4 protein-coding genes are annotated in these 5,007 nt (G+C 69.8%); 2 read left to right on the forward strand and 2 right to left on the reverse strand.

The genetic code is table 11. The features are described from left to right. The coding region (locus EIO58_RS12330) for an HdeD family acid-resistance protein (protein ID WP_240658799.1) at positions 1-696 on the reverse strand (696 nt) is incomplete at its 3' end. A 70-nt stretch (positions 697-766) separates the two neighbouring features. Here EIO58_RS12330 and EIO58_RS12335 point away from each other — a divergent pair. Both EIO58_RS12335 and EIO58_RS12340 read left to right on the forward strand, forming a co-directional pair. Continuing rightward, a complete protein-coding gene (locus EIO58_RS12335; RefSeq protein ID WP_127819791.1) occupies positions 767-2,278 on the forward strand; it encodes an alanine/glycine:cation symporter family protein in 1,512 nt (503 codons plus the stop codon). 62 nt (positions 2,279-2,340) lie between these two features. After that, positions 2,341-3,144, forward strand: a complete 804-nt coding sequence (locus EIO58_RS12340) for a DUF1206 domain-containing protein (protein WP_127819792.1) — start codon at positions 2,341-2,343, stop codon at positions 3,142-3,144. Between the two features lie 39 nt (positions 3,145-3,183). On the opposite strand, the gene EIO58_RS12345 is transcribed toward EIO58_RS12340, so the two are convergent. Next, a partial coding sequence (locus tag EIO58_RS12345) for a PhoX family protein (RefSeq protein WP_164861671.1) occupies positions 3,184-5,007 on the reverse strand: 1,824 nt, incomplete at its 5' end.

Raw genomic sequence — 5,007 nt, forward strand, 5'->3', positions numbered from 1 at the left:
CGCCGAGCCCGTTCGCGCCGGGACGTGCACCGCCATGGCGGCACCGGCATCCGTCGACGAGACCGCGCCTTCGGCATCCGTCCCGTCCGCCGTCACCGCATCGACGGCCATCTCGGCCGCCCCCACGCTTCGGCGCCCGGCGACGAACGCGCGCAGGGCCTGCACCAGCAGCGTCGCACCGAAGACGATCGTCCGCACGCCGAACACGATCGCGACGATCAGCACGGTCACGTCCGGCCACGCGAAGGCCAGCACGCCGAACACCATCTGCGCGGCGCCCCACGCCGCGGCGAGGATGCGCTGGCTGATGCGCCCGCGGGCGAGGGCGTCATACAGCGAGGCGAGACCGCCGAGCACCAGCAGCACCGCGATCAGCTCGGGGAGGAGATCGAGCGTGCGTCCGAGGCCGATGAGGACCGCCAGCCCCAGTACCACCCACACGGCTCCGAAGACCACACGCGACCACAGCGGCGAATCCGGCGCGCTGAGGAAGCGCGCGACCCCGGCGAACACCGCGCTGAGACCCACATAGACCGTGAGCAGCAGCAGCGAGGTCAGCGGGCGCGTCACGATCAGCAGGCCCACAAGCAGCGACAGCGCGCCGACGACGACGAGCACGACCGGCGGCGCACCGCCGACCAGTCGCGGGGCGATGCTCCAGCCGGCCGCGCGCGCACGGCGGGCCTCGCGGATCATCCGCCCCATGATATGTGCGGCACCCCTGCGGCACCTGTCGCCGAGCGTCGCTCGCCGCCATACTGTGCCCATGGATGCGCTGAACGAATGGCTGCTGTTGTGGGGCGACCGGCTCTGGACCTGGCTCGTTCTGCCAGTGGTGGTGCTGCTCGGGCTGTACTTCACGGTTCGGTCGGGGGTGGTCCAGTTCCGGCTGATCCCGGAGATGTTCCGCACCCTCACCGACAAGACACCGCGCAACGCCGGCGGCGATCCTCAATCGGTCTCGGCGTTCCAGGCGTTCACGATCTCGGCGGCCTCACGGGTGGGCGTCGGGAACATCGCCGGCGTCGGAACGGCGATCGCCCTGGGCGGCCCGGGCGCGGTGTTCTGGATGTGGCTGATGGCGTTCATCGGAGGGGCGTCGAGCTTCATCGAGTCGTCCCTGGCGCAGTTGTTCAAGGTCCGCGACAAGGACGGCTTCCGCGGCGGTCCGGCGTACTACATGGAGCGGGGCCTGAAGGCGCGCTGGCTCGGGATCTGGTTCGCGATCATCCTCATCGTGTGCTTCCCCTTCGCGTTCAGCTCGCTGCAGGCGAACACCATCGCGGCGACGGTGACCGCCACGATCGGCGACGGCGCGCCGGGGTGGCTGCCGTGGGTCATCGGAATCGTCGTCGCGGCCCTCACGGGCCTCGTCGTCTTCGGCGGCGTGCGCCGTATCGCCTCGGTCACGCAGCTGCTGGTCCCGATCATGGCCCTGACGTACCTGCTGCTCGGGCTCGTCGTCGTCGCGCTCCACATCGACCGCCTCCCGACGGTGTTCGCCGAGATCTTCACGCAGGCGTGGGGGTTCAACGAGGTCGTCGGCGCGGCGTTCGGATACATCGTGCTCACCGGCGTCAAGCGCGGCATGTTCTCGAACGAGGCGGGTCTCGGGTCGGCCCCGAACGCGGGGGCGAGCGCCGCGGTGACGCACCCCGTGAAGCAGGGCCTCGTCCAGACGCTCGGCGTGTACTTCGACACGTTCCTGGTCTGCTCGATCACCGCGTTCATCATCCTGGTCTCGGTGCCCGACCTCGGCGACGCGCAGCGCGGCATCGGGCTCACGCAAGGGGCGCTCGTGAGCACGCTCGGATCGTGGTCGAGCATCGCGCTCAGCATCATCGTGTTCCTGCTGGCGTTCTCCTCGATCCTCGGCAACTACTACTACGGCGAATCGAACATCGAGTTCATCAATCCGAATCGCGGCATCCTCACCGCATACCGGGCCCTCGTCGTGGTGGCGGTGCTGGCGGGATCCGTCGTCGGCGCCGAACTCGTCTGGAACTTCGCCGACGGCGTGATGGGCCTGATGGCGCTCACGAACCTCGTCGCGATCGGGCTGCTCTCGGGGATCGCGTTCCGCCTCCTCAAGGACTACACGGCCCAGCGCCGCTCAGGGCGCGATCCCGTGTTCACGCGCGACCGGCTCGCGGACGTGACCGGGATCGAGGTGTGGGAGGACGAACTCACCGTCACCGGCCCGATCGACTTTCGCACCCAGCTCCGTCAGGGCGAAAAGCATCGCGACCACCTCCGCGACTCACCTCGCGCTGAATGACACGTGGGCCGCTCGGCGTCAAGCCCGCGCCGAGGACGCGCGCAGGACCCTAGCGTGGTGAGGTGAACACGGCCACGAGGCACGTCGCCCGCGATGCGGAGGCGAACCCCGCGCTGCGAACCCTCGCGCGCGCCGGCTACGCGGCAGACGGGCTGGTGCACCTGCTGACCGGGACGATCGTGCTCGTCGTGACCTTCGGCGGCGAGGGCGAGAGCGATCAGACCGGCGCCTTCAAGGCGGTCGCCGCCGCGCCCCTCGGCTTCGTGGTGCTGTGGGTGCTGGCGGTGGCGCTGTGGGCGCTCGCGGCCTATCACGTCTTCGAGGCGATGCTGGCGCGGGGCGACAGCAGCGCCAAGAAGTGGGCACGGCGACTCGGCGAAGTCGGTCAGGTGGTCGCGTTCGCGGCGCTCGGAGTCATCGCGGCGGTGGTGGCCGCCGGCGCACATCCCAACGGCGAGCGGTCCGTCGAGACGCTGAGCGGAGACCTCATCGCGGCATCGGGCGGCCCACTCCTGCTGGGAGCCATTGGCCTGGGCGTCGCGATCGCCGGCGCGACGTTCACCGGCTTCGGGACGATGCGGCGCTTCCGGGAGCACACGGGCATCCCTCCCGGCCCGCCCGGCATCGCAGTGACCGTCGTCGGCGGCGTCGGGTACATCGCGAAGGGCATCGCACTCGTGATCGTCGGCGCACTGCTCGTCGTGGCATCCGTCACCCTCGACGCGGATGTCGCCGGTGGCATGGACGGTGCGGTGAACGCACTCCTCGAACTGCCGTACGGCCGGTGGCTCGGCGGCGCCGTCGGCATCGGCCTGCTCGCGTACGGGCTGTTCCTGTTCGCCAGGGCACGCTACGCGAGGCTGTGACCGGGCGTGCGCGGCCCGATGCCGCGCACGCCCGGTGCACTACGGGCGGTAGACCTGCACGACCGACGGACGCGGCGCGTTCGGCGCGGAACCGGGAACCGTGGAGCCGTAGTCGGGGAAGCGCGACGTCGGCGCGGCGAACGACCCGTCCTCGCCGGGGTGCTGCACCGCGACGAACACGAGCCCCTCGCGGTCGTGGATCACGGGGCCGCAGGTCTCGGCATCGCGCGGCACCGAGAGGAACTGCTGCACGTGGCCGCGCTCAGGCCCCTCGAGCGGAACGAGGAAGAGCCCGTCGTTGTAGCCGATCGTGCTCGGGGCGCCGTCGGTCGAGATCCAGAGGTTGCCCTCCGAGTCGAACGCGACGTTGTCGGGGCACGAGATCGGCGAGACGAGCTCCTTGGGGAACCCGGCGAAGTACGAGTTCGCGAACACGGCCGGGTCGCCGCACAGCAGCAGGATGCTCCAGCCGAAGGTCGTCCCAACCTGACCGGCGGTCTCGGTCATCTCGATGACGTGGCCGTAGCGGTTCCCCGTGATCGGGTTCGCCTCATCGAGGTTCGCGACCGACCGAGCCGTGTTGTTCGTCAGCGCGAGGTAGACCTTGCCGGTCTTCGGGTTCGGCTCGACGTCCTCCGGACGGTCCATCTTGGTCGCGCCCACGGCATCCGCCGCCAGTCGCGTATAGACGAGGACCTCTTCGGTCGAGAAGCCGGGGACGACGCTCTCGCCGTTCCGCGTCAGCGGGATCCATTGGCCCGAGCCGTCGAACAGACCGTCGCCCGGCAGCGCGCCGGAGCCGAGGATCTCGTTCGCGGGCGAATTGCCCGAGAACTTCGCGACGTACAGGTCGCCCTCGCTGAGCAGATCCAGGTTCTTCTTGCGCGATCCCGACATCCTGTTCTTCGAGACGAACTTGTAGAGGTAGTCGTTGCGCTCGTCGTCACCCATGTAGGCCACGACGCGGCCGTCCTCGGCCACGATCACGTTCGCACCCTCGTGCTTGAACCGGCCCATCGCGGTGTGCTTGCGCGGCGTCGAGGCGGGGTCCTGCGGGTCGATCTCGACGATGTAGCCGAACCGGTTGGGCTCGTTGACGTAGTCCGGGTTGTGCGCGTCGAAGCGGGGGTCGTAGGTCTCCCAGCCGGTGGAGGTCGAGGTCGAGGCACTGGCCTGGTAGCGCTTCTGCGCGGGGGTGTCGGCCGCCCACGCGAAGTAGCCGTTGAAGTTCTCCTCGCCCGAGAGGATCGTTCCCCACGGCGTCGTGCCGCCGGCGCAGTTGCCGAGCGTACCGTGCACCCACCGGCCATCGGGGTCGGCCGCCGTCTTGACCAGGTCGCTGCCCGCGGCCGGGCCCGTCAGCTCGAACACCGTCTCGACGGTGATGCGGCGGTTGCGCTTGCCGTCCATGACGTACGACCACGGGGCGCCGGTGCGCTTGCGCGTGATCTCGACGACCGCCATGCCCTGCGCGGCCTTGAAGATGTCACCGCGACGACGGAGCTCGGCCGGGTCGGACGACGGGGGGAACATGATGCCGGGGTTGCAGTACTCGTGGTTACTCACGAGCACTCCCCTCTTGCCGCTCGGGTCGGCGACGACATCGATGTAGTCGCAGTTGTATCCGAACTGCAGCGCCTGTGCCTCAGGTGTCTGGTTGTCGATGTCGAACGTCGGCGCGGTCGAGAACAGCGGGTCGCCCCACCGGATGATCGGCTGCCACACGTAGCCCGCGGGCACATGGAACTCGTCCACGAGCCGGTTCACCGGCGCGATCGCGTCGAACGCGAGCCCCGCCGTGCCCGGACGGGCGAACGCCGCGCCGGCGCCGGCCGAGCCGGAAGCAGCCGCACCCGAGACCGG

The organism is Microbacterium sp. CPCC 204701 (assembly GCF_004010105.1).
Classification (GTDB): domain Bacteria; phylum Actinomycetota; class Actinomycetes; order Actinomycetales; family Microbacteriaceae; genus Microbacterium.